This window comes from Actinoplanes sp. TBRC 11911 (assembly GCF_012933445.1).
In the GTDB taxonomy this organism is placed as follows: domain Bacteria; phylum Actinomycetota; class Actinomycetes; order Mycobacteriales; family Micromonosporaceae; genus Actinoplanes.
Window position 1 is genome coordinate 26543 of record NZ_JABBNC010000054.1, and the last position, 24101, is coordinate 50643.

Here is a 24101-nt window from a genome sequence, read left to right on the forward strand (position 1 = left end):
GCAGACCCCTAGAGCTCCAGATTGACGTCGTCGGCGGAGGCCGCGTTGCGTTCCACGTCGGTGAGTTCGTCCGAGCGCACGGTCAGCGCGTAATGCTCACGCGGGTTCCAGTCGGGGAACTGGTCGACACGGTCGAGCACGTCGGCCACCAGCTTCTTCAGATACACGCGTGGCGCAATGCCGACCTGTCCGCCGAGCTTGCCGGTGACCGCCGTCGCCAGCTGGTGCAGGTAGTCGTCGTCGACGCGGTCGAGAACGGCCGAACTGCCGTAGATCTCACGGACGCGGACACCCAGCTCGACGAGCGCGTCGAGGGAAAACCCCGGGAGCCGGAGCTGGGTGGCTCGTGGATTGTCCCATCGGGTATCGGTGCCGAAGTCTGTTGCAAGCCGCTGTGCGAGTGGGGCGAGGCGTTGAACGCCTTGCGTGCCGTCGTAGAAAGCCGGTGTTCCGGTGATCACGAGGAACAGGCCGGGAAAGCGGCCCGAATAGATCTCGTCGATGAGCTGCCGCAGCGCGTTTAGTGCCTTGTCGCGGGCGTCCGAGCGGACACGCTGCAGGGTCTCCACCTCGTCCAGGACGAGCAGCAGTCCCGGGTGCCCGCTGTCACGCAGCACCGTCAGCAGGCCCTGCAAGAAGCTCAGAGCGGCGAAATGGTCCAGTTCGCCTTTGACGCCCGCGGCTCGACGGGCCGAGGCCGCGACATGTGGCTGCCCACCGAGCCACGCGGCCAATCCGTCCGCCGTTGCGTGGTCGCCGGCAGCGCTAGCGCCCCGGTAGCCGCGGAGGGCCGTCGCGAAACCCGGCGTGCTGCGGGAGATCTCGGCGAGGCGTACCTCCATCAGTTCGCCTACGGCTGCGGTCAATCTTGCCGTGTCGTCCTCGCCGATCGTCCCGGCAGCCAGCACATCCTCTTCCAGCGCGAAGATCCAGCCGTCCAGGATCTGTCGCAGAGCACTGGGCGGGAACTGCTCGGTGCTGAGGTTTTCGACCAGCCTCCGGTAGACCGTCTCCATCCGATGAAGTGGCGTTTCCAGCTCGGAGATTTGCACCTCGGCGGCCGCGAAGCCGCGACGTTTTGCCCGCTCGGCAAGCCAGCGGGTGAAGAACGTCTTACCGGCGCCATACTCGCCACGCACGGCCTTGAAGACGCTTCCGCCGCCGGCAACCCGGTCCACGTCGTCGTCCAGGGCGGCCTCGAAGCGGCCGAGCCCTACCGCGAGCGCGTCGAGACCGTTCGTCGGAACCACGCCGCGACGCAGGGCGTCGACGATGTCCTTACGCCGCCGTGCCGAGATCTCGGTACTCATGATGCCTTCAAATGGAACTGATCGATCAGCAGGCCCCGGTCGAGCTTCACTGTGACGCCGTCGGGGTCGACGGTAAGAACCGGATAGCCCTCGACCTGCAAGATTTTGCGCAGCGCGGTGACCACGCCGAGGATCCGGCCGGCCGGAATCTGCGCACGGGCGGCGAGGGTGTCCATCGTGGCCCGGTCGCCGTTAGCGACCAAGGTCCGCAGCAGGGCCGCGGCCCGCTCGTCCGGCAGGGGTGCCCGAGGATCACGCCGCTGCTTGTATACATCACTGGCGAGCAGCCCGGCAACGAAATCATCGGCCGGCTTGGCGATGTCGGCAGTTTTGGCGGGCGCCGGCGCCTCGAGGTCGAACAGGCTTTCCGTCTGTGCCTTCGGCTTGCGCGATGGCGAACGCTTAGCCGGGGCCGCAGTCGGTGTCTCGACGGCCAGTGACTCGCGCCACCACGCGGGGCTGGGCACAGGAGCCGCACCCCAGCCGGAAATGGCGGAGTCGTCGCCGTCGGTCAGAACGAGCAGCGGGATGACGACCTCGGCCTGGGACGCGCCGCCGTGATATCCGGCCTTCCGCGGACCGTATCGCAGCTCCTCCCGCCACGGCAGGACCACCGCGCCGTCACCCTTGGCCACCCGCGAGCCGCGGTAAAGCATCTCGCCGTCGGCGGGCGGCGGGTCGGCCGGACGCCACCGGTTCTCGCTGCTCGGGCTCGGGCGGTAGACGGCCTCAAGGCCACGGTCGACGACGTGGCCATGGTCAGAGACGATCACGACCACGCGACCGGCGGCCAGGGTGAGAAGGTCACGAACTCCCGGGATCGTGTCGCTCCCCCACACCGCCGTGCCCGGCTCACTGCGATCGAGTGCGTCGTCGATGGTGTTGACCACGGCCGCCACGAGCGGGGTCGAGGAGTCGGCGAGGGCTGTGGCCACGTCCGGTGCGATCGCTACGCCCGCCTGCCCGCGCAACTTGCTCTTGTGCAGGAGAACGCCGGTCGGATAGCGCTCCCGGAACGCTTGCAGCTCGGCGTTCTGTGAGCCGACCGCAATCCGCCCACTGAATAGGCTGCATCGGCTCACCTCGGTGATAGTTGGCAGCGCCGCAAGCACGCCCACGCGCGGACCGCCGTCAAGAGTCAACTCGGTCCAGGTCGCGGCCCGGGTAAGCGACTCGGCCAGCTCGGTGGCGGCGGCCATGCTCATGCCGTCCATGACCAGCAGGAGCACCTGGCGGCCCTGGTCAAGGATCGGCTGCACCACCCGGTCGAGGACGTCCTCGACCAGGATCAGGCGGCCCGGGTCCTGTTCACCCTGTGTCGCCGCGGCAAGCAGGTCCGCGAAACGGCGGTCGTGCCGGGCTCGGCGGGCGTCGACGGCCTGGTGAAGAAGGTGCAGCGCTTCGGCGGTCTGCGGGTCGGCGTCTCCGGCGAACACGTCCAGGCGTGCCCGGTCAGCCCAACCGTCGTCGTGCACCTGGCGCTGCAAGGCGTCGTACAGCGTGGCCGGCTCGGGATCCGGAGTGGCGAGCCAGCGCAGTAGCCGTACGGCCATTTGCATGGTCTTGAGCCGGTCCAAATCGCCGCCGCGATGTTCGCTGAGGCGCGCCAACGCCTTCTGGGCGGCTGCGATACCGGATTCGGCGGTCACCCCGGTGGTGGGTACGGCCATTCGGACGGCGGCCGCGACATCCCGCAACCGATGCACGAATCCACTCGGCAGCAATGCGCTGCCGCCGAGCAACGGGGTTGCCTCAACGTCGGCGGCGATCGTTTCGGCACGGGCCAGCATGCGGTTCGCCTCGGCGCCCGCTTCGCCGCCGCCCATCACGCGATCCACCCAGGCTTCGGCAGCGGCGGCAAACGCTGTCGCTTGCGCCTCCTCAAGCTTCATCCCACCGAACCACGGTTCGAGCCGGGCGCGGGAGACCGCGACCGCGGTGGCCGCCGCGGTGCCGGTCGGTCCCGGCCAGAGCACACCGGAAAGAAGACCGAGGGGTACGGCATCCACGCCGTTGCCGGCGCGGGCGGCGGCCATGATCGGCACCACTGCGGGTCCGGCCGTGTCCGCCAAGTACTTCGTCAGCCCGGCGATCACCTCGGGAGCGAGCTTGCTCAGCCGTAGAACGCGTCCGGCGTCGGTGCTCCATTCCATGAAACCGGCGCTGTCGATCTCGTTCCGATCGAGGCCGAAAAGTTCCGCGACGAGGCTACGCAGGGCGTGGTCACGCGTGAGGACCGCGCTGGGCGCGGGTGGCCACTCGTCAGCCGGTACATGGTCGATGAGCGCGTCGGCCACCCACCGGCCCAGGCCGGCCAGGCTCGGGTCGATCGCGGAGGCCTCGAACATCTCGACGACCACGTCCCACGGTTGCACCGTGCGGACGTGATGCTTGCTGAGGTGGGCCAGCAGGCCGTCGCCGAGGTCGTTGTCGGACAACTCGGTGAGCAGCACCACCCGTTCGCCGTCATTGCGATCGAGCAGCGCCGCTCGGGCGGCCAGAGGGGTTCGGCACGGGACGATGCGAACGGGCGTGCCGCCGATCGTGAGGGTCTGCTCCTCTTTCCAGACCGGTTCACCACGCAGCGCAAGGGCGGGGGCATCGTCGTCCTGATCGGACAGCCACGCCTCCACCTTGCGCCTGATCGCTGCCGGCTGGGCCACGGTCACTGCACCTCCCACGTAACGACCATGGACTTCCCGTCGGCCAGTTCTGCCTTGAGGCGCGCGGTCAGGTCGGCAAGCTGCGTCTCGTTGCCGACTTCGGCCTTTCCGTGTGGCTTGGCGCTGGGCATCGGCAACACGGGCGGCGTGGCCGGCGACTGGGTACCAGGTGTGGTCACCACAGCCGGCGTCGGAATCACCCGCGGCGGGTCGGACGGCGGCGCAACCAGCAGCCGGGTTGCGCTGTCGATAGCCGTCCGCAACGCGGCCGGGAGGTCGGCGGCGAGCGAATCGTGTCGAGCGCTGCTTCGCAATTGCTCGATGATCGCCGCGGCTTGGGGATCGGCGGCGGCCCGTGTGGAGACTGCTTCCAGCAACGGCCACTGTGTTGCGTCGAGGGCCTGCTTGACCGCAGCAGCCGTCTTGAGAACGTTGCCGATTGCCGTGTCGTCGAGATCGATCCGCGCGTCCGCCATCACGGTGATGCGGACCAGGTCGTCGCTCTCCTGGGCGAGGTCGGTGAGAAGAGCGGCGACGACTCGCGCATGATGCAGCCGACCTTGATCTGCCGTGGTCTCGAGGCCCAGCACGGACGCGTTCCGGCCGAGCGACTCAACGAGCTCAGCGACCGGCCTCCGGTAACGATCGGCCTGCTCGCGCAGCGTCCTGGCCAGAGCCGTGACGCCGGCCGCCGTGCGGTAGCCCTGCGTCGTCACACCGAAGATGCCCTGAGTCCGGCGGGTGGCAAGCTGCCAGATGTCCTCGTCGGGCAGCGTGATGTGCCGCAACTCCAGCTGGTCGTCGACGCCCTGCAACGAGGCGAGCGGTGCCGGGCTGCCGTGCTGGTACCAGGCGAGCTGCTGTTCCTCGGCGAACACCGCGATGATCAGGTTTTGCAGCTCGCGATCGAAGCCGCGTGCTTCCGGCACGTCGAGGAGCCGACGCAGCACGTGGACCGGGAAATGCTGTGTGTAGCCCTCCTCGGCCGCGCGGTGGCTGAGATGCCCGCTCCACCAGCACGTGCTTCCATTGAGGACATAACGGTGTTCGACCAGCTCACCGAGGCGGAGCGGGTTACAGATGCGCCGGATCGTCCGCTGGTCGGCCTGATCGACGGTGACACCTCGGGCCTCGTCGGCCACCGCCAGCTTCGCGTACTTGAGGACCCTGCCCAGCTCCGCGCGAGTCAGCGTCTTCTCGTCCTCGGGCAGCGCGGGCGTCCCCGGGTAGGACCATTTCAGCAGCTCGCCGGTGAGGTTGACGAACCCCTCGCGGAGCACGCCGCCGCGGGGGCTACCCACACGCAGTCCCTCGGTGAGCGAGTGCAGAATGGCCACATCGTCCGGCTCGACGACGGACGGATCGGCGACGGCAGCGCCGTAGGCCTGCTTGAGCGCGGTGAGCAGTGCTGACTCAAGCTGCTGCTGGCGTTGCTGGAAGTACGCCTTGGCACCTTCCCGCCACGCCTTGGACTGGTCGGCGGCGAGCTTCTCGATCCGGTTCCCGTCCGTGTTGTCCAACAGAAAGGTGACCTTGGCGAGGGTGGCGACGCGACCCATCGACTCGTTGCTGAAGAACAGCGGCATCCAGAAGACGGTGCGCGACCCCTTGGGCAGGGTCTCGATCCGGGCGAAGTCCTCGTTACGCCGGTGGCCGGGGTCGAACGGGTAGTCAACGACGATCCGCCAGGCGTCGCCGTCCGCGAGCACTGCTTGATCGGGCATGTTGTCCCGGTCGCGAACGTTGCCGAACCGCACATTGATCAGATGCTTACGGCCTCGCCATTCCCGCTGGTACGGGTATTCGCCGAGGTTGCCCGCCTTCGCGTCGAGTCCGAGTTCGGCGCAGACAAGGTCGCGCACGAGCTGCTGAAGGACCACGGCCGTGGTCTCGCGCGGCGGAACCGAGTCGAGCAGACGTTCGTAGTCGTCGTCTGCGATCTTGACCTGGATGACCGGGTCGGGCCCGTCGGAGAGATGCAGATCACCGACATCGGCGTTGAGCCGGCGCAGCCGGTCGAGAACGATCTGGCTCTCGTAGTTGGGCAGCGGCGACGCAATCGAGCCGAAGTTGAGCGCGTGCAGTTTCGCCGCGGTCAGGTTGTGCAGCGCAGGCACTTCGCTGACCAGGTAGCCAAGGATCAGCGTCTTGATCAGCTGGTCGTCGATCCGGAAGTCGTCGTTCTCGGCCGCTTGCGCTTCGGTGACGCCATGCAGGTTGAGCAGGAACGGCCGGAACCGGGTGCGGTAGGCGTCCCGGGCATTCTGGAACCTCTGCCGCAGTTGCGGCCGGTCGGGCAGCTCCCCGCGCAGCACCAGCGGCTCGAACAGTGCGGCCACCCCGATCAGGTCGTTGACCTGCAGGGTGTCGCGTCGCTCGACCAGCAGCTCGGTCATCATCTTGATCGCGGTGCGTTCCCGCTGAAGCGCCTGCGACAGCGCCACCAAAGTGGCGACTAGGGCGGGCGAGAACGGGTAGAGGCGCCGGAACGCGGTCGCGTCGGACCCGATGCCGGCGTCGCCGAACTGCGCCCCGAGCAGCAACACGTCCCACACGTCGCGTCGGTTGCGGACCGCGGCGAACGCGTCGTCGATGACCTGCCGCGCCGAGTCGTTCAGAGGCTTGAGCAGCCGCTTCTCGGTGATCTCGGGCAGGTTGGTGTCGGCCAGCACGATGTCCGAGCCGAGCCGCCCCTGCACGCTACGCATCACGTCGGCCAGCGCGGCCCGCTCGGTGCCGCCGACCTGCGGCCCGAGGAACTCCTCAAGGTTTCGCTGCCGCGCCACAAACGAGACGATCGGCAACGGCCGCGTCGAGTCGGATGACTCGACCAGCTTATTGAGCTTGGCACCCTCGGTCTGTACAAATGTGTGGTCAGCGATCTTCGTCGACAGCCAGAGGATCAGCTCGTCCAGGAAGAACACCAACGCGTCATAGCCAAGCGACTTGGCGTGCCGAGTGATGACCGCGAGCCCCGAGTCGAAGTCGAGGTATTCAGCGCTCTGCACCGCACCGGTGAAGAACGAAGTGGTCAGCGCACTGACGAGCCTGTCCCGAAGGGGCGTGCCAGGAAGCTCGGCGACCGCCTCGGCATAGGTCTCGGGCGTCAAGGCGACGGTCCGCGCTTGCTGCGCCGCAAGACCACCCCCGGACGGACCATCGGCGCCGCCGCGCAGCGCCTCGAAGAATCGCTCGTCCCCGAGGCTTTTGCGCAGGCGATCAGCGTCGGCGATCATCGCGTCGGACCGGTGCACCGCTGGGGGCGGCGCGTCCGGGTGCAGAAGCCGAACCTGCTTGAGGTAGCCCTCCAGCACGGCCTGCTCCACCGTGCGAGCCTCAAGCATGTGGAAGCTCAGGGTCAGGAACTTGCGGTCGCGCAGCACCGGATCGGTCTTGTCGATCGGCTCGGCCAGGCCGCGCACCGAGCGAGCCTCCGGATTGTGCTTGAGGATCTCCCGTAGCACGGCCATGAAGTGCGACTTACCCGAACCGAACGAGCCATGCAGGAACTTCGCCTGCGACCGCCCCGACTGCACCGCGTGCGCCACCATGCTCAGCGCCTCGTCAAAGTCGCGGCGCAGGTCATCGGTCACCACATAGCGTCCAAGGTCGGCGCCCTGCGACGCCGTAACCACGAAGTCCGAGTCGCCCACCGACACCGGAATGTCGATGAGGTCACGCAGCAGGGTCACCGTTCGCTCCCTTTTCAAGCCCACAGCCTGTCCAGCAAAGGCCGATCCTATGCCCGGGGTCCGACAGTTTCGGCCCGCCGGCCCTCACCCAAACGGTCATGCTGGCTCACGAAACGTACGCAGATCGCCGCGGTCGGCCCCGAGGTTCGCCAACTCCCCATCCAGGAAGGTGGTGAAGAACTTGGCCGGCGACCCAGGAAAGCCCGGCCGCGGCTCGTCGAACCACTGCTTCAGCCACGGCTCCAACTCAGCCACACCAGCAAGCAGCGGAAGCAAGCCTTCCTTGCCCCACCCTGCTTGCATCTTGCGGTCGAGATAGACGGTCGCCAGGGCTTGTGCTTGCGCGACGTGATCCCAGCCAGCCCACCCAAGCAACAGCGTCGCATCACCATCACGACCCGCACCCGGGTACGAGACAAACCGCTCCTTTGGCACGTCAAGCTTGCCCCGGTTACGCCAGTAACTTGTCTTGGCGAAGTCTCCAGACCCATATTTCGGGGGCACGGGGATGTCTATCTTCTCCCCGTCGTCCTCCCGGCGCTGCAACTCCCATGTCCGTTCCCACTGCACGCGTTTACGCAAACCGGTCGGGTTGTATCGCAACGACGGCAGATACGGCACGTGCTCGTCAGCGACCAGTCTGGAAAGCGCCTTAGCCACATCAAGCTGATCCGAACCAGCCCACAGGCTCAGCACTGACTGAAAATCATCATCCTGCCGCAGCCGATCGGCAAGCTGCACCACGGACAACGGCGTCGGCGCACCACCCCACAGGCCCGGTGCCTCAAGCCGGTCCAAAAGCCAGCGCCGCAGCGCCTCGGCTTGCATAGCGTCCCAACCCTTAGTGGCCCAGCGTCGCTTACACTCCGGCCGCTCAATCAGTCCGATATTCCTGTCGGACTCGATCACCGCGATGCGCTTCGCCACCACCGCTCGATATTCCTCTGGCCAATGCGAGGGCAGCTCAGTGATCGGCCTGGACCCGTGACGCTCAAACCACTGCGTCTCTATCTCACCTGCAGCGACCTCCCGCGCTAGCACGATCTCGAAGGCGCGCTCACCCAGTCCGATGGGCGGCACGTCATCAAGGCTCAAGTCGTCGTCAATAAGCCCATAAAGGTGGTACGTCTGCCAGTCCAGCTCTTCCTGCAACGCAATCATCCGCGCGCGCATCGTCGACCATGCGTCACGGGCCTGCGCCAATAGATCCCGGGTTGGCGCAGCCCCTCTCGAGATCTCCGTCGGATCCAAGGCTGCAAGGCGCGCCGCGCTCTGATCCAATATCGTTGCCAGCCTATGCGGGTACTCAGCTGGCAGAGGAAAAGACTCCAGCTTAGTCGCGTTGAACTGATATCGGTCCATCCAGCTTTCTGGCTGAATCCCGCGGCCGATTCCGCTGCCAGCCTTGTTGTGGCTGACCTGCTTAAGCCAAAAACAAGCCGTTGAGCTGTTCAAAACCCCGAGCAGCTGAAGATGATCGTCCTCCGTCGCAACACTCGTTAGTTTGATCACCGGGGCGGTTTGCTTGAAAACATTCCCACCGCGGTCCAACACGAAATGGTTATGCGTAGCGACTTCCGCAAACGCAATAGACAGCGGGCTTCGGAGCTTGGAGGCAGTAAGGCGTCCGAATTCGGACCACGATAGACCGGAATCAACTTTCGTCTGATTGCCAAACATCAGACTGTTTGAAATAGATGTCTTCGCCGGCCACATAAAGCGATGAAGCGGCTCGCACTCTCGCGTGTCAACAGGATTGAAATCGACATCATACGGAAAGGCCGCTTCATCTGGAACGGTTAGATCCCAATCTCGGATCCCATCCCCGAGGACCATCGGGCGATGATAACTCGCCGGGATCCTACGCCGGAGGAAGCTCTTGGTAGGTTGAACATAAAGGTCATCCTCAAGGGTGAAGGAAGTAATCCCGACAGAGTCCGCAATTTGCGCTATTTTCGACGGAGATCCAGCATTGATTTCTTCCATCAAGGCTGAGGCGCCGCCGCCAGTTAGGCTCCATGGGTGACGCGTCAGTACCGAACGGTCCAGATCGGTCGAACTAACCCACTGCGACTCCGAAGACGGTTCGTCGATTTGCCGGACGATAGCTGACCACACTAGACCCGCAGCAGGGTCGGCAGGCTGAGACGGTTCACCCCTAACACCGAGAATTGCGCGAATGTGGCCACTATAGCGCTGGCTAACTAGGCGGTTTTGGCCGATTAGAACGACGGTCGGTGTCCCGTGCCCAGGAACGTATGCACCCGAAACGTCGACAACCTCAATTAATTCGACTTCGCCAGCGAAGAATTCATTGATCAGCTTCTTGCCAAATTCTCGCTTCATAAACGAGTTGGCAGTAATCTGCCCGACGTAGCCCGCACCATCGCCATTGTTGTCTCCGCGCCGTCCAAGTTTAAAGAACAACTGCGCGAACGGAACCGTGAGGGCATATTTTCCCGAGCATGCCGAGTAACGCTTGCGGTATAGATCGTTGAGGGCCTTTTCCTTCACCGTAATGTACGGGGGGTTTCCGACGACGACACTGTACTGGTTCGGCCGAAGGTACTGAGCGAGTTCGTCGAAGTCTTCGCTGTAATAGGCGAAGGCCTTCTCCTCTTCCTCCCGATCCTGCTGGACGTCTACATCGAGCTGGCCTTGATGAGTTGACTCTTCTCGGCTCCAGCCCAGCAAAGAGTCACCCACAGCAAGGCGAAGGTTGAAGGTGGGTGCCGTTTCCAGCTCTTTCACGCCGCATGCGTTCAGCGCTGCGATCATCAACCGGAACCGGGCGACGGCCACCGCGAACGGGTTGATGTCAACGCCCGTCACCTGATCCAGTGCCCTCTGCACCAACTCCCGCACATCCGTGGCCGGTTCCCGCTCTTTCCAACGGTTGATCAGTCGGTCGAACGCCCCAAGCACGAAGTGTCCCGATCCGCAGGTTGGGTCGATCACCTTCGTCTCGACGAGACCGAACTCCTTGTACGCCGGCTCGAACGTCCGGTCGAGGATGAACTCCTCCACGAACTCTGGCGTCTGCAGAAGCGCATACGTCTCCCGAGCATGCGCCGACAGGTTCTGGTACAGATCTCCGAGAAAACGCGTCTCCAGGCCGGACGACTGCAATGACACGTACCCATCGCCACGACGGAAGAACTCCGAAAGCTTCTCGGCCGCAAGACCGGAGATGTCGAAACGCCACACCGGATTGTGCTTGTCGAAAATCTTGCCCGTCGGACGAAGCCCAGCCAGGTAAGTGAAGGCCTCGCGCAGCCAGTGTCGATCGTTGTTACGCGGGTTGGACACCAGGTAGCCCTGCCGGTCCTGCACCGCCCGCTCGGCCGGCGCTACCGACGTGGGGCCACCGATCCAGATCTTGGAGATAAGTTCGTTGTCCTCGCAGAACCGCACGAACACGCAACCCAGCACCCACGCCACCGCAGCCTGATCCAGCACATCCTCCAACCAGGACTCAAAGGTCCCGGCCGTCCGCTGCGCCTTCCCCGCCGCCTTCCACTCACCTTTCAGCGAGGACCGCAACTCGTCGTTCGCTGCTACAACCTCTCGGAGGTCGTCGACCAGGAACTTCACCTGGCCCTGCAGCGCCTTGAGTTCGATCATCTAGCGGTCCTCTCTCCAGCATGGTCAATCCAGATGTCCGGCAGCCACAGGGACTGGCTTACCGGGGAAGTCAGGGGAATCTGTTCGGCGTCCAGCATCGGCGGGTCCAGCCGACGCGCGGCTGTCAGCAGCAATCGGGCACCCGGGCGCGGGCGACTCGGGTCGGCCAAGTGCTGCAATACCTTCATCTGGCCGTACCGCGCCAGTGGCGCTGCCTCGGTCAGGAGCACCGGCTCGTTGGAGGTCAGCCGCTCCTCCAACGCGGGCACGACGTCGTGCTGCACTATCTCGGCAAGCGCGCGGAAGTCCGGGTCGGACGGCTTGCCCGTATCGGCAGCCACGATCGTCTCCCATGAGAACTCGGCCGTGCGCAGACGCTCGATCAGGAGCGCCGTGACATCAACCTCGATCAGGCCGAGCCGGCTGACCAGCGCACGCCGCGCAACGGTGAGCGTTCGCAACGAGGTCAACACCGCCAGATAGCCCCGCCTCTCGAGGATGGCCGCCAGCTTGGCGTCGGTGTCCGCGATCGCCGACGGACCCGCGAGCGGCGCAGCCGTTGAGCTGACCATCCGAGTGTTGCTGAACGAGAGCGTGCCAGATGGCGGTACGTACTGCTGGGTGTTGCCGTCCCAGCGGACCGGCACGCTCAGCTTCTCCAGCAAAGTGGTCAGGCGCGGGCGTTCCGGCAGCGGCTCCGCCAGCGGGAACCGGGCGCGCACCCGATCGCGCAGCTGCTCCACCGACAGACTCTGGCCAACGACGCTTCCCATCGCCAGCTTCAACGCACGCTCGGCCGGCATCCCGACCGGATAGAGCTGGCCCTGCGCGTTCACATCGGCCACGCCGTGCGAAGCCGCCGCGGCGAGCTGCAGCAACCGCTGGTCGCTCAGCACCGGCATGCCCTCTTCCCGAGTAACAGCGCGCAGACGCTCCACAGCGCGCTGCCGAGTCGGCAACGGTTCCTCGGCAATCATGTCTGCCGTAGCCTTGCCCAGCTGTACCGCATAGGCGAGCAAGCCAGCCGCCCGAGTCTCCGCGGTGGGGTCGTCGGGTTCCCGTCCAACGAGGACCGTCGGCGAGGTGCGGAACCGGTAGATGTCGACCCGCGCGTCCCCACCGAGCAGCAGCTCCGCCTCGATGGCTGCGCGCACCAGTCCGATCGCCTGCGCTGTCTTCTTAGGTTCCGCCGAGTACGAGCCACGGTTGGCGATCAGCGCCTCGGCGATCTCCTCGGCGGTCATCACCAGGCCTCGTGCGTCCAGCAAGCTGACGATCTCGTGGCGTACGGCCGCAAGCGCGGGATTGTCCCGCCAGATCTTGACGTGTTTGCGCAGCAGGACCGAGATCTGGGGCTGGGTCTGCCCGATCGCGGTGGCCGCCTCGGATTGCGCGAGCCAGTGCAGATACCGGCCGTCCGGCGTGGGGGCCTGGCCAAGCAGCATCGCCAGCGCGCCGTGATCCTTGGCGCGGGCGGAGGGCAGAAGACCCTCGCTCACCGCCTCAATCCCCCGAGGCAGCTCCCCGTCGTCGGGCGCCGGCTCGACCGCGCCGCCCAGTTCGACGCGCAGCTCGCGTACCCGAGCGTTGATCTCCTTGCGGGTCGCGTCGGGAACACCCTTGGCGCGGGTCAGCGCCGACGGCTCGTAATCCAGAAGCTCACCGACCGTGACGACGCCGAGGCGGTTGAGCGCCGACCGGGCGCGGGCGGTCAAGCCGACCGCCTCCAGCGAGGACGCTCGCGACAGCGGCTCCGGCAGCGGCGGGATCTCGCCAGGCCCGGCATCGTTAGGCTCGGGGATTTCGTGGAAGATCATCCGCCACGCGTCGGCCATCTGCTCGGCGGTATCGAAGCGCTCCCGCGCGTCACGAGCGAGCGCCTTGCCGAAGAACGCCACCAGCCGGTCAGCGACGTCGTGCTCGAACATCGCCGGGTCGAGGGTCACCTCGTCCTTGACGGTGGCCGGGTTAGCGCCCTTCGCCCAGCTCGGGAGGCTTCCGGTGGCCATCTCGAACAGGGTCACCGCGGCCGAGAACCGGTCGGCGGCCGCGTCATAACGCATCCGCCGGGGCGGGCCGAGGAACGGGTCCAGATAGGGCGGCGTGCCCGCGCCAAGCTGCTCGGCCGGACCGGCCGACAGCGAGAAGTCGAAAATACACAGGTGCGGCTGCCGGTCACTGCGACGCGGCCGGGCGGCCAGGTTGGCCGGTTTGATGTCGCGGTGCCGGATCCCTTCGGCCTCCAGGAAGGTCACGATGTCCAAGAGGTCGCGCCCGTATCGCTCGAGCAGATCCAGAGCGAGTCGCCGACCGCCCTGGAGGTCGTCGGCGAGGGTCCGCATCCCGGCGTTCTCCAGGACGAGCGTGGTAAGGCCACCCACCGTGACCGGCCCGTCCAGCAGGGCTGCCACCTGCCAGTGCTGGTGCATCCGGCGCAGTACGCCGGCTTCCGCGGTGAGACGGTCGGCGAACTGCTCGTCCCGCGCGACCTTGAGCACGACTTCGCGCTCACCATCCGTGGTCTCCTCGGTGACCAGCAGTGCGATGGCGGTCGCTCCGCTGCCAAGCCGGCTCTTGACGACCCGGCCGCCCTCCAGCACGTCGCCCTTGTGCGCCTCGAGCGGGTTGATGAAGACCTCGGGTTCGGGCGCGGTCAGCTCATCCCAGACCTGTTCGAGCTGTTCGCGGAACTTGGCGACGCTCGGCAACCGGTGCCCGGGGTCGCCGAAGGTGGCGTCATAGACGAGCAGGCCCAGGCTGCCCGGGATGCCGTCGATGGCCGCCGACAGGTGAAGGCCGCCGTCCTTGACGGCCGCCAGGAGGTCCTCGGGGGTGTCGGCCGGCGATCGCCCGGTGAAGATCCGGTACGCGATGGCGCCGAGCGAGAACACATCGAGGGGAATGCCGGGTACGTCAATCCGGTGCGCCGCCTCGGGTGCCTGGTAGCGGCGTACCTCGTCGTCGAAGAACACCTCCAGGCCGGCGCCGTCGGTGGATGACGCCCGGGTCATCCGGGTGGCGTCGGCGAGACGGCCGCCCGCCTGCCATTCGGTCACCAGCAGCTGGGGCCGCGTGCTCTCCGGCTTGCGGACGTAGACAGCCTGCGGGTTCAAAGCTCGGTGGGCCAGGCGCCGGCTGTGCGCGTACGCGATGATCTCGGCGAGGTCACCGACCAGTTGGAGCCGCTGCGCCATCGTCAGCGTGTCCTGATGCTGCAACAGCCACTGGTCGAGGCGTACGGACTCGGGGTCGTGGTTGAAGACGACAGCCGGACCGAACGAGTGGTCGACCAGGTCGAGCGCCTGCGACACGCCGGGGTGCTGGATGCCCTGCAGCAGCCGGAACTCGCGTTCGGCGGCCCGCTTGATGATCGGGACGTCCTCGCTGGCGGCGCGGCTGGTCAGATAGAACCGGACCCGGCGCGTGATCTGCTGGTCGATGACGTGTTTGGCGAGGAAGTCCTGCCAGCCGACGCCCTCGGCGAACGGCTTGCCGAAGAGGAGCAGCTGGCCGATCTTCCGGTCCGCCACCGACGGGCGGATCTTGGCGCCGCGGACCAAATCGACGATCTGCTGGCCGCGGTCCGAGTCGATGGCGTGGCCCGGCCTCGGCATCTCGAGCAGGAACTGCTTCAGGCTGGGCAGACCGGAGTCAGGGTGGTTGTCGAGTCCATAGACGTGCTGGGCGCCGATCGGGTCGAGCCGGGAGCGCATGTTCTGGGCGTGCAGGAAGACCGCCGCCCCGACGAACGGGACAAGGCGCTCCTTGCCCTGTTGCTTCGCGTAGTAGCGGATCAGGCTCGCCAGCCGCTTGGCCTTGCGGTTGGCCAGGATCAGCGGGTTGTCCCACGGCTCGAGGCGCTGTCCGGACTTGCGGCGGACCCACTGGGTGCCGCCGCCCGAGACCTCACCCTGCCAGTGCTTCAGTTCGACGATGTAGAGGGCGCTGCGGGTCAGGACCAGCGCGTCGACCTCGTTCAGCGAGCCGTCGGTGCCGAGAAACTCGACATTCGCCCAGACGTGGAAGGGATCCTGGTCCGGAAGATATGCCGCGAGCTCTCGCAGTCCGTCTTTCTCCCACTGGTAGCTGCTGGGGTTGATCTCTTCCCAGCGTGGCGAATCCAGCCGCACCACAGCCTCCATCTACGCAGCCGAGGGTTTGGAGGTTACTTCTCAGCGCAGCCCCCGGAGGCAAGTACCGTATACGGCGCGCCCGAACCCGATCGCCCAGCCTGTGCGGCCGAGCCAGAACAAGACTTCCGTCACGGGAGATCACCCGATAGGCCGATTGAGCCGGACTTTTGGCGCGGAACGTGCGCGGCGTCGGTCCGGATCGACGTGAGCAGATCGGCAACCTCCGCCGGACTCGGCTTGGTGCCGCCGGGCAATCGGCGCACCTCCGCCAGCAGGTCCGTCAGCGTCCGGCGCGCGGTGTCGCGCTGGCCGGCGCTCAGCTGGAGCAGGGCGATCTGCTTGCGAAGTTCGAGCGTGCGAGCATCGTCATCACCGTGGGCAGCACGGCGATCACCCAGCAGGCGGTCGAGTTGTTCGAGCGCTTGACCGGCTCGGCCGGTCATGGCGCGGCAGATCGCGGCTTTGACCCGGCAGTCGAACACAAGGTCGACGCCATCGCCCAAAGCCGCGGCGAGTGCCTCGTAGACCGGAGCGGCACGGTGGTAGTCGCCGCCTTCGAAGAGCGCGTCCGCGAGCTCGTACCGGATCCGGACCACATCTCGGTCGGTGCCGCCGAACGCCTCCTGCGCGGCCGCCTCCACATTGACGAGAATGTCCGCCGCCTGGCCGAACCGAGACTCCTTGACGAGGCGATGGGCTGCCTTGCGTGCCTTCGCCAGGTCGTGCCTGGAAATGCCTTCAGTTCTGGGCTGCGTCACCGGCGGTTGTGCCAGGCGGTCGCTCGGCGGCGCAGTGGCCTGTGAACGGTCCACCATGTGCGCATACATCCGGACCGGACTCTCCTGCCCGGGCGCTCGCAGCGCTCCAGGCAGCGGGCCGAGGTCGGCCACGAAGGGCGACAGCCGCCGGTACACCTCTGAGGCGTCGGCGGGGCGGTCCTCGGGTCGTTTCTGCAAGAGCTGAAGGATGAGCCGCTCGAGCTCGGCCGGCACGTCGGGACGTACCGATCGCAGGCGCGGCGGCGGGTCCTGCACCTGCTGTGCCATGACCGCGTAGGCGGTCTGCCCGGCGAAGACGTGCCGGGCCGACAGCATTTCGTGCAGCGTGCAACCAAGCGCATAGAGGTCGGTGGCCGGCTCGCTGAGGCTGGCCTCTACCTGCTCGGGCGCCATGTACGCGGGTGTGCCGACCGGCTGCCCGGTGATGGTTATCCGGGAGAAGTCGGCGAGACTCGGCGCGACGGCCAGCCCGAAGTCGAGCACCTTCACGCAACCGTCCGGCTCCAGCATCAAGTTGCTCGGCTTGAGGTCACGGTGGACAAGCGACGCCGCGTGCGCCGCAACGAGGACGGCGCAAACCTGGGCCGCGATCGCCGCGGCCCAGCCGACCGGAAGCGGCCCCTGCTCGGCAATCAGGTCGCCGACGCTGATGCCATGGACGCGCTGCATGACGAGGAACGGCCGGCCTTCGTCCACGCCTACGTCATAGATGGCCGGAACTCCGGGATGGTCGAGCCGTGCGGTGATCCGTGACTCACGCACGAATCGCCGGATGTGGTCCTCGTCGGGCACACCCTCGGGCACGCGGACGAACTTGACCGCGATCTCGCGGTCCAGCTTGACGTCGTGGCCGAGCCAGATCTCACCCATGCCACCGCGAGCGAGCGGGTCCTGCAGTTCGTAGCGACCGTCGCTGAGTTTTCGCCCCGGTTCCACGACTCCCCCGTTCCGCCGATCGGCCATCCGTGGCCGCGCGGCACCGGCCATCTTCGCTCACCTACCGATCCAATTCCACTGATCCTCACCCTTCGTGTACACACACGATACTCGATAACTTTGTTGACAGAGCTTTCACGCGATGCTTCCATTGACACCGGCAGCCGCTCAAAGACCCTCACCTGGGAGACCTCATGTCCAGCCCGCAGTACGCTCCCCCGCCTCAGCAGCCGCCTGCTGTGAAAAAGCGCCGCGGTCGGGTATTGGTGATCGCGGGAATCGCGGTCGGTGCCGTGATGCTGCTGTGCTGCGGCATCGGCGTCGCCTCAATCGCCGGCAAGGACGACAAGACGAAGACCGCCGCGGTCTCGATTCCGTCCGAGCACGCGGCCTCGGCCACGGCTGTCGCGACCACTGAGCCGACCTCCACCGAGGAGACCCCGACCACGGCTCCGACCGCCACGAAGCCCGCCCCGAAGCCGCGTGTCTACAAGGGCCGCGGCGACGACATCGTCGAAATCCCGCCCACCACCGACCTCGCCGTCGTCGTCTTCGATTGCCGCTGCAGCAGCAACACGGTCCTCAAGAGCGACGGCCCCGAAAGCCTGCTGGTCAACGAGATCGGCGCCTACAAGGGCAAGCGCTGGATCAACATGGCGGACGATTCCCAGACCAGCCAGTTCGAGATCGAGGCGTCCGGCAGCTGGACCCTGACGCTCGGCACGGTCGACCAACTCGCCCGCAAGGCGCCCTCCGGCAAGATCACCGGCAAGGGCGACGACGTCGTGGTTCTCGGCGGTGCGGCCACGAAGGCGCGCATCACGCACACCAAGGGGCAGTCCAACTTCGTCGTCGAGGCGTACAACCTCGAAAGCGGCCAGGGCGGCCTCCTGATCAATGAGATCGGCGGGTACTCCGGGACGCGGCCGCTGCAGGCGCCCGCTCTGGTGCAGATCACCGCCGACGGCAACTGGTCCATCACCCCGGCCTGAGCGAGGGAACGCATGAACGAGGAAATCGCCCTCTTCCACGACCTGGCCGCGCGGCTCGCCGCCGCCGCGACGTCTCAGCCCGTCACAGACCTGGTCCTCGCCGCCTACCAGGGCGACGATGCCCTCGACGACGTGCTCGGCGGCGGAACACCGTCCCGGCCCGGCTCCGGCGACGAGACCACACCCGAGGAGACGACCAATGTCTTCCTCGAATCCATCAAGGTCACCGGCTTCCGCGGCGTCGGGCCGGCCGCGAGGCTCGGCCTGCAACCGAAAGCCGGCCTCACCCTCGTCATCGGGCGCAACGGTTCGGGCAAGTCCAGTTTCGCCGAGGCCGCCGAACTGGCGCTCACTGATGACTCGATGCGCTGGGCCCAACGGCCGGTGGTCTTCCGGGAAGGCTGGCGCAACCTGCACCACGACGGCGACGCCGAGATCACCGTGAAACTTCGCGTCGACGGCAGCCCGAAGCCGGTGACCATTCAGCGTCAGTGGGACTCGCGTGCCGTGGATCCCGCGGATGCGGTCGTCACGGCGTACGTGGGAACCGCTCGTCAGAAGGAGCTGCCCGCGTGGCTGGGCCACGTCGGTCTTTATCGTCCGTTTCTTTCGGCGCGCGACCTCGAACGGGTGATCACCGCCAAGCCGTCGGAGCTCTACGACGCGCTGGCGCCAATCCTCGGGTTGGATCCGCTGTCCGCGGCGGAGGGACGTCTGCAGCGGCGGCGCAAGGAGCGCGACGACCGAGCCAAGGCGTTGAAGAGTCAATTCTCCGAGCTGTGCAGGAACCTCGCGGCGGTAGACGACGAGCGGGCTAGGCACGCCCTTGCGGCTCTCGGGGCGCGACCGGCCAAGGCCGACATGGCGACGCTGACGGCGCTCGCCGAAGGTGAGGCAGAGGACGCCGACGTCCGCGAGATGGCTGCGGCTCGTCAGTTGATCGTCAGCGAGCTTCCGGACGTGGAGGGCGCGTTGACCACGCTAGCCGAAGCGCAGGTGTCGGTCGAAGGACTCGCCGGCACCTCGACCGCGACGGCCGAGCGCACCGCGGACCTGCTGCGGCGCGCGCTCGACCAGCATGCGGCCGAGGGCGACCAACCATGTCCGGTGTGCCGCGTCGGGCGGCTCGACGCGAGCTGGCGGCTGGAAGCCGAGGCGGAGATCGGTCAGCTCAGTGCGGTCGGCGCTCAGGCGCGGGCGGTGCACGAGCGCCTGGCGATCAGCCGTCGTGCCGCAGATCAAATGCTTGCTTCCGTACGCTCGGAGCTCAGCTCGGCAGCAAATGCCCTGTCCGAGGTGTTGCCCGAACCGGCCAAGCGGCTGAGCGACGCTGTGGCGGCGCTGCCCCCGACGGTGGACTCGGTTGACGTGATCCGCGCCGCCTTCCGGCGGGTGGCGACCGAATACGCCGTGCTCGCCGAGGAGGCGACCCGATGGGTGGTCCATCGGCAGAACGTCTGGCGCGAACCCGCCGCCGCGCTTCGCCGCTGGCTGGACGCTGCGGCCATCGTGACCGCTGAAGCGTCGGAGCTGCGCCTCATCACCAACGCTCGTACGACATTGACCGCGATGACCTCGGAGATCAGGGCGGCGCGGCTGGCGGCGTTCGTCGGTCAGTCCGAGCACATCTGGCAGCGGTTGCGGCAGGAGAGCAATGTCGAGCTGCACGAGATGCGCATGGAGGGAACCAGCACGCAGCGGCGCGTCCGGTTCCCGGTGGCGGTCGACGGCGCGGAGGCGAACGCCCTCGCCGTCATGAGCCAGGGCGAGCTGCACGCGCTGGGGCTGGCGGTGTTCCTGCCGCGGGCTTGTGCGGAGGCAAGCCCGTACCGGTTCGTCATCATCGATGACCCGGTGCAGAGCATGGACCCGGCCAAGGTGGACGGCCTTGCCGAGGTGCTCGGCGAGATCGCGCTGACCCGCCAGGTGGTGGTGTTCACGCACGACGACCGGCTGCCGCAGGCCATCCGCAGCCTGGGCCTCGAGGCGACCGTCTGGGAGGTCGGCCGGCGGGAGGGTTCGGTGGTCGAGCCTCGCAAGGCGGCCATCCCCGCTGACCGCTACCTGGACGATGCCCGCGCTCTCTCCGCGGCGGATTCGCTGCCGGAGGATGCACGTTATCCGGTGGTGGCCGGATTCTGCCGTTCGGCGCTCGAAGCGGTCAGCATGGACCACTACCGAGAACGGCACCGCCGGGAGGGCACGACCTATGACGAGATCGAGAAGGCGCTGGCGGGCGCGGTCAAGGTTATGCAGCTCCTCACTCTCGCCCTGCTTGACGACCCCGGTCGGGGCGGTGAGCTGTACGCCCACATGAACCGGCGATACGGCAGCTGGGCGACGAACACCGTCAAGGCGGTCGCCGAAGGAACCCACGGCACGCGGCGGATGGCGATGGACGCGATGGTTGCGTACACATCGGACCTGGTGGATCAGTTGCGATGACGACGACCTACCTGAGCACGGCGGACAAGCTCTTGACCACGGTCGTACCGGGCACGCGCGGGGCTTGGCCTCGCGCGTATGCCTGGCTGCTGCGCCTCGAACTCGAGGCGGTCCTGGATGAGTTCTGGACGCGAGTGCGCCCCGACATCGGCGAAACCCAGGCACAGCGTCCGAAGCTGCTCATGTTGACCGCGTACGCAGGGCCCGACATCGGCCGGAGTGCGAGTTATCTGTGGTGGGCGCTTTCGCGGGCCGGCCACCATCACCGGTACGAGCTCGGCCTCACCGTTTCCGAGCTGCTCCGCCTGCGCGACGAGTTGAAGCGTTTGACCGGACAACTCATCGACGGACCGCCGCGTCACGTGGTGTGACAGATTGCATCATTGAACACCGGTTCAGAGGTCGAACTCCCCGCCTTTCACTCCGCTGATAAACGCCGTCCACTCGCGTCGGGTGAATATGTGCGGCGGCTTGGTGCGGTCCTTCGTGTCGCGGACCGCCACGCCGTCTTCGGTGATCGCGACCTCGACGCAGTTGCCTGTTGAGCCTGACCGCGAACTCGTGCGCCACTGCGCGCCGGACAGATCCATGTCGCGCCTCCTCCCCTATGCCGTCAGTTCGTTAGAGATCTTAGTAAGCTCGGTTCGCGTCTCCTTGGGCCCGAGCGCCGTCGCTTGAAGCTGTTCGTACGCGGCGGCGTAGGCGGAGATCTCGGCTGGGCGCTCGAGATACAACGCGCCGGTGAGGGTGTCGACGTAGACCATTTGGTCTTCGGCGGCATCGGGGTACGGCTCCGGCAACGGCGGAAAGTTCAGGATGACGAAGCTGCCGTCGAAGCCGACGCCGGCCGAGTACGGCAGCATGAGGATCTGGACGTTGGCGCTCTCGCTTACCTCGATCAGACGATCGATCTGGGCCTTCATGACTGCCGCTCCGCCGACAAGACGACGTACCGCTCCCTCGTCGACAACGACTCGCAACAGTGGAGGATCTTCCGACGTCAGGATCGCTTGGCGTTCCATGCGCAGGGAGACCTGCCGCTCCCCCTCGTCAGGTCGCACGGGGATCGGCCCACCCATGATTGCGGATCTTGCGTACTCCTCTGTCTGAAGCAGGCCAGGGATCATCTGGCACTCGTAGGTCCGGATGACGGAGGCCTCCGACTCCATGCCGACGTAGGTCGAGAACCAGTCCGGCAGGATGTCGCTGTACCGCTGCCACCAACCACGCTGCTTGGCCTGCCTTGCGACAGCAATGACGGCCTCAGCCTGGTCGCTTTCGACTCCGTAGAGGGACAGCAGGGCACGTACGTCGTTCGGGTGCGGCCGAACTTCGGCGGTCTCAATCCGCGACAGCCAGCTGGCGTCATGGTCCACGCGACGAGCCGCCTCGGACGCTGCGAGGCCCGCTGCGTCGCGGAGTTGTCGCAGCGTCAGGGCGAGCCGGCGTCTTCTGACCGTAGGGCTCTGGCGTTGGGTCATGGCTCATCCTGCCTTCTCGCGGCGTTGCATACAACACTATTGCCTATGGCAAAATCCGCCACGCAAATCGTAATGCGCATATTGCGGATTGCATGCTGCTCGTGGAACGGTGGACGAAGGCGCGGCGGTCGAGTTCCCCCTGTTCTCACCGCCGTGCCTCCCCCGGAAGGAGCGAGACGTGCTGCATGTCCGTAAGCGGTTATGGCTCAAGCCTTGGAAGACGGGATGCTCCTGTGGCTGTCCCTGGTTTCCCTGCCCCGACCAGATCAGCGTGGATAGACCCAGTAGTCAGCCGACCGTTGAGCCTGCGGCAGACGCCAGACGAGCGACCCCAAAGCCGCGAGATCTCGTAGAGGCGGACATTGTGGAGGCGGTGGCCGACCTCCTCGTCCAACGCGGCTACTGCTTCGTGCCGGACATGATGCTTCCCGAGATGAGGCGGGCGCTCCAGCCCTTCTTGAAGGCCCGCAGTTCAGTAGGCACGGCAAGCAATGACGGGCAGGAGAGCGCGTGGTGACGCGTCAGCTTGGTCAGGACGTGACGTGAAGACCCCTGAAGTGACGGACGTCCTGGATCGCGAGATCTTCTCGGACGCTGAGGCCGCGCGGCTCCTGCGTGTGGCCCTGCCCACGCTGCGCTACTGGCTTGAGGGCGGTGACCGACGCGGCCGGGGCCATAAGCCGCCCCTGCTGCACTACAAACCTCGTGTCACGCACGTCGTGACGTGGGCCGAGTTCGTGAGCGCTGGCATGCTGCGACAGTTCCGCCATCCGCAAGGGATGCCGGTCGAGCTGCGGACCTTCATTGACCTTCTCCGCGAGAACTTCGGCGTGCCGTACCCGCTCGCAGATCGGCGACCCTACGTCACGCACCGGAAGCTGACGCTGGAGGCTCAGTCCGCCGCCGGACTTGACCCGGGTTACTGCCTGGTGGCCGTCGTCAGTGACGACCTACTGCTAACTCCGCCCTCGGCTGCCTTCCTGGATCGAGTGATCTGGGACGGCGAAATCGCGATGGAATGGCGTCCAGGTTACGACCCCCAGACGCCGGTGCGGATCTCGCCTGCCGTTCGGTTCGGCCGGCCATCGATCAAGGGCATCAGCACCAAGGCGATCTGGGAGCAGGATGACTTCGGTTCGGCTCCAAAGGAAATCGCTGAGATGTACCAGCTCGACCTCAACGACGTTCGCGGGGCGCTTGCCTACGAGAACTCTCAACGTGCCTCGCAAAATGCGATCGCGCGAGGACACGCCAGCTGAACTGCCGGCCGGCCGTCGGAACGTTCTCCGGAATGCCTGGTATGTCTTCCACTGGAATCGCCAGCGCCGTCTCTGACCCGACAGCCGCGAGCTCCCGGCTCCGGATCCATGTCTAACAGCGACACGTACTTACTATCCGGGTCGAGTGGCGAGCTCCCGTACCCCTTCCGGCCGCTGTCGCACCGTGTTCATCGTGGATATCGTCGGCCGTCGTGGAAGATCGTTCTTACCCGGCCGGCGGCGTGGATATGCGGCACCTGATCGAGGTGCACCGGGAGAGTTTCGCGCCTGCGCGGCCGCGGATCGCGACGGCGGAACCGTTGCCCGACCGGGATGCGGTGTATCGGCACTTCGAACAGCATGCTTTGCGCCGTGTGGGCTGGCTCGATCGGGCTGGGCGTGCGCGGATGCGGCAGGCAGCGGCCGAGTACACCGAGTCGTGGATGGCGGAAAAGGGGGCCGAGGCCGAATCACAACGGGCCGCCCAACAGGCATGCTTCGACGATCAGTGGCGACTGTTGGTCGACAACGACGAGGACACCGTCGTCGGCATCTTGGCGGCCGCATTCGAAGCGGTGCCGGGATATGCACCCGTTGCGGGTGTGCGCCTCGAGAACGACCGGGTCGGACTGGCACTGACAGCGGCCGCGGACAGCGTCCTTCCGGCGGCGCTCAGCGGTGAGCGGCGCGCGCGGGCGTACGAGGCAATGGTGAAGAGTCACGCCCTCGCCGCGGTGAAGCACGCTTTCGCATTGGCACCAGGTCTGAGGTCCGCGCGGGTGGTCGT

Annotated in this window: 13 protein-coding genes; 5 read left to right on the forward strand and 8 right to left on the reverse strand. The window is 66.5% G+C overall.

Annotated features, from left to right (window positions below; translation table 11 throughout):
• Positions 1-8 precede the first annotated feature (8 nt).
• From brxD to HH310_RS41315, 6 genes are all read right to left on the reverse strand, one after another.
• Entirely contained in the window at positions 9-1310 is a 1302-nt protein-coding gene (brxD, locus tag HH310_RS41290) for a BREX system ATP-binding protein BrxD (RefSeq protein ID WP_169181228.1), read from the reverse strand.
• Positions 1307-3991, reverse strand: coding sequence for a BREX-2 system phosphatase PglZ (pglZ, locus tag HH310_RS41295; protein ID WP_169181229.1), 2685 nt, complete (start codon positions 3989-3991; stop codon positions 1307-1309). Before pglZ ends, brxD begins: the two co-directional genes overlap by 4 nt.
• The gene (locus HH310_RS41300; RefSeq protein WP_169181230.1) at positions 3976-7665 is read right to left on the reverse strand and encodes a phage resistance protein; all 3690 of its coding nucleotides are present in this window, start codon (positions 7663-7665) and stop codon (positions 3976-3978) included. The genes pglZ and HH310_RS41300 overlap by 16 nt, the downstream gene beginning before the upstream one ends.
• Before the next feature lie 96 nt (positions 7666-7761).
• Positions 7762-11289, reverse strand: coding sequence for a BREX-2 system adenine-specific DNA-methyltransferase PglX (pglX, locus tag HH310_RS41305; protein ID WP_169181231.1), 3528 nt, complete (start codon positions 11287-11289; stop codon positions 7762-7764).
• Positions 11286-15419 (reverse strand): BREX system serine/threonine kinase PglW, encoded by a 4134-nt coding sequence (gene pglW / locus HH310_RS41310; protein ID WP_169181232.1) that lies wholly within the window; start codon positions 15417-15419, stop codon positions 11286-11288. Before pglW ends, pglX begins: the two co-directional genes overlap by 4 nt.
• Positions 15420-15550: 131 nt before the next feature.
• A complete protein-coding gene (locus tag HH310_RS41315) occupies positions 15551-17188 on the reverse strand; it encodes a serine/threonine-protein kinase (RefSeq protein WP_248294919.1) in 1638 nt (545 codons plus the stop codon).
• A gap of 215 nt (positions 17189-17403) precedes the next feature.
• Here HH310_RS41315 and HH310_RS41320 point away from each other — a divergent pair, with 215 nt between their 5' ends.
• From HH310_RS41320 to HH310_RS41330, 3 genes are read left to right on the forward strand one after another with little or no spacing between them, the layout of a single operon-like run.
• Complete coding sequence (locus HH310_RS41320; protein WP_169181233.1) at positions 17404-18129, forward strand: hypothetical protein; 726 nt, start codon at positions 17404-17406, stop codon at positions 18127-18129.
• A gap of 12 nt (positions 18130-18141) precedes the next feature.
• Positions 18142-20574 carry an AAA family ATPase gene (locus tag HH310_RS41325; RefSeq protein WP_169181234.1) on the forward strand — a complete coding sequence of 811 codons (2433 nt, stop codon included), beginning with the start codon at positions 18142-18144 and terminating at the stop codon, positions 20572-20574.
• Positions 20571-20945, forward strand: coding sequence for a hypothetical protein (locus HH310_RS41330; protein ID WP_169181235.1), 375 nt, complete (start codon positions 20571-20573; stop codon positions 20943-20945). Before HH310_RS41325 ends, HH310_RS41330 begins: the two co-directional genes overlap by 4 nt.
• A 24-nt stretch (positions 20946-20969) precedes the next feature.
• Here the strand turns inward: HH310_RS41330 and HH310_RS41335 are convergent, their stop codons facing one another.
• Together HH310_RS41335 and HH310_RS41340 are read right to left on the reverse strand one after the other, a co-directional pair.
• Positions 20970-21164, reverse strand: a complete 195-nt coding sequence (locus HH310_RS41335) for a DUF397 domain-containing protein (protein ID WP_169181236.1) — start codon at positions 21162-21164, stop codon at positions 20970-20972.
• Between the two features lie 15 nt (positions 21165-21179).
• On the reverse strand, positions 21180-22055 hold the full coding sequence (locus HH310_RS41340) for a DUF5753 domain-containing protein (protein ID WP_169181237.1): 876 nt from the start codon (positions 22053-22055) through the stop codon (positions 21180-21182).
• 542 nt (positions 22056-22597) lie between these two features.
• Between HH310_RS41340 and HH310_RS45680 the strand changes: the two genes are divergently transcribed.
• A complete protein-coding gene (locus tag HH310_RS45680) occupies positions 22598-23314 on the forward strand; it encodes a DUF433 domain-containing protein (protein WP_169181238.1) in 717 nt (238 codons plus the stop codon).
• Between the two features lie 248 nt (positions 23315-23562).
• Positions 23563-24101 (forward strand): hypothetical protein (locus HH310_RS41350; protein WP_169181239.1); only part of this gene is annotated, 539 nt, incomplete at its 3' end.

What these genes read in the sequence shown, in the direction of transcription:
- HH310_RS41330 (WP_169181235.1), top strand. Translation starts at nt 20,571, where the DNA reads ATGACGACGACCTACCTGAGCACGGCGGACAAGCTCTTGACCACGGTC.
- HH310_RS41335 (WP_169181236.1), bottom strand. Translation starts at nt 21,164, where the DNA reads ATGGATCTGTCCGGCGCGCAGTGGCGCACGAGTTCGCGGTCAGGCTCA.
- pglX (WP_169181231.1), bottom strand. Translation starts at nt 11,289, where the DNA reads ATGATCGAACTCAAGGCGCTGCAGGGCCAGGTGAAGTTCCTGGTCGAC.
- HH310_RS41315 (WP_248294919.1), bottom strand. Translation starts at nt 17,188, where the DNA reads ATGGCCGGTGCCGCGCGGCCACGGATGGCCGATCGGCGGAACGGGGGA.
- HH310_RS41340 (WP_169181237.1), bottom strand. Translation starts at nt 22,055, where the DNA reads ATGACCCAACGCCAGAGCCCTACGGTCAGAAGACGCCGGCTCGCCCTG.
- HH310_RS41325 (WP_169181234.1), top strand. Translation starts at nt 18,142, where the DNA reads ATGAACGAGGAAATCGCCCTCTTCCACGACCTGGCCGCGCGGCTCGCC.
- brxD (WP_169181228.1), bottom strand. Translation starts at nt 1,310, where the DNA reads ATGAGTACCGAGATCTCGGCACGGCGGCGTAAGGACATCGTCGACGCC.